The following is a 1,650-nucleotide window of genomic DNA, read 5'->3' as shown; positions in this document are numbered from 1 at the left end:
GGTCAAATCCTGAAATAAGTTGACACAAAACATGTCAACTATGGAAGAAGAATCAAAAAAAGAGGAATTAAAAAAGTACAAGACGGGTCGTCTGTTTCGGGAGGGTTTCAAGGTATCGGTGATAACGGATCTAGTGACCGGCCAAGAGTCAGATACGTTTGTTGCCAGGAAGCATGGGCTGAGTTCAGGGTTTATGTCCACCCTTAAGAAGGAAGAGTTGGCCAAGCATGGGTATTTCCGTATTTTGGAACAGATGAAAAAAGACGGAAAGAAAGGTGAGTCGGGTGAGGATTTGGCCTCGGAAAATGCCAAGCTGAGGAAGGCCTTGGAGCTGGCTACCCTAAAGGTGGCAGCCTTGGAGACGCTCATAGATGTAGCGGAAGACCAGCTTAACATCGATATCCGAAAAAAGTCTGGCACCAAGCAATCGAAATAATGCGGGTTTTATATCCTGACCGGGGTTTGGCGTACCTCTGTCAATTGCTTGGTAAGAGCCGTCAGGCATATTATCAAAACCGGCAAAGCCAACACTCCGATCTGGCATTCGGGAAGGTAGTGGCCGAGCTGGTTATCGATATCCGAAAGTATGTGGACAACGATAGGCTGGGGGCTCGCAAACTGCTTCCTCTGGTTAATGAGCAGCTTCAGCTGGACGGTCTGTGCATTGGCAGAGACCAGTTGTTGGATATCATGGATACTTATGGACTTAAGGTACGGCAGCGCCGTCGCAGGAGTCCCCGCACCACGGACAACACCCATGGGTTTTACCGTTATCCCAACCTGCTTAAAAACAAGGGATTGACCCATGCGGAGCAGGCATGGGTGAGTGACATCACCTACCTGAGGGTAAAGGGCCGTTTCATGTACCTGAGCCTGATCACCGATGCATGGTCAAGAAAGATCATGGGATTCCACCTACACGGAGATCTGTCAGTTGAAGGATCTGTCAAAGCACTGCTTATGGCTATAAGTAACCGGCAGTATCCCAACCGCCGGCTCATTCACCACAGCGATCAGGGAGTCCAGTACTGTGCCCACAGCTACATTACCCTACTCAAGTCTGATGGCATCACCATCAGTATGGCATCCAAGGGCAGTCCTCATGAGAATGCACTGGCAGAAAGAATCAACGGTATTCTCAAGCAGGAGTATGGCTTGGGAAAGCCCATTGACTCAGAGGAAAGAGCCAGGCAGATGGTGGAAATGGCAGTCTTGTCTTATAACACCAAACGTCCCCACCACAGTTTGCAAGGGCAGACACCCCAGCAAGTACACTGTGCTGACAAGTGGGAGCAGGACTATAAGCAGAACCTGACAAGCCAATCCAGTAATACCAAGCAGCCTGTCTAGCTGTTTTGGGATTTACCAACCCAATGACAACCAAAAAAAGGATTACCCTAATTGGATGACAAGCTGATTAAGGATTGCAGAACAAGAAGTAAAGGCATTAGAGGATTAATGTAAATGACGCCAAGGATATGCAGGATTAGTTAATCAAAAGACAACCGGAAGCAGGATTAGATCCTTACCTGTCAACTTATATCAGGATTACAAAAATCCTTGTAAAGTCCAATCAGGATCAGGCTTTCTACTGTAAAGCCAATTCAGTATTATTACAAAAACTGTCAACTTTTTTCAGGACGGGTCAAA

Annotated in this window: 2 protein-coding genes; both read left to right on the top strand. The window is 47.2% G+C overall.

Annotated features, from left to right (window positions below):
• The first annotated feature begins 40 nt into the window (after positions 1-40).
• A complete protein-coding gene (locus tag L0U89_RS20150) occupies positions 41-436 on the top strand; it encodes a hypothetical protein (protein WP_008632010.1) in 396 nt (131 codons plus the stop codon).
• A complete protein-coding gene (locus tag L0U89_RS20145) occupies positions 436-1,350 on the top strand; it encodes an IS3 family transposase (protein ID WP_008632008.1) in 915 nt (304 codons plus the stop codon). The genes L0U89_RS20150 and L0U89_RS20145 overlap by 1 nt, the downstream gene beginning before the upstream one ends.
• The last annotated feature ends 300 nt before the right edge of the window (positions 1,351-1,650 follow it).

Source organism: Mariniradius sediminis, assembly GCF_021491425.1.
In the GTDB taxonomy this organism is placed as follows: Bacteria; Bacteroidota; Bacteroidia; order Cytophagales; family Cyclobacteriaceae; genus Mariniradius; species Mariniradius saccharolyticus.
This window is presented reverse-complemented; position numbering and strand designations above follow the sequence as displayed.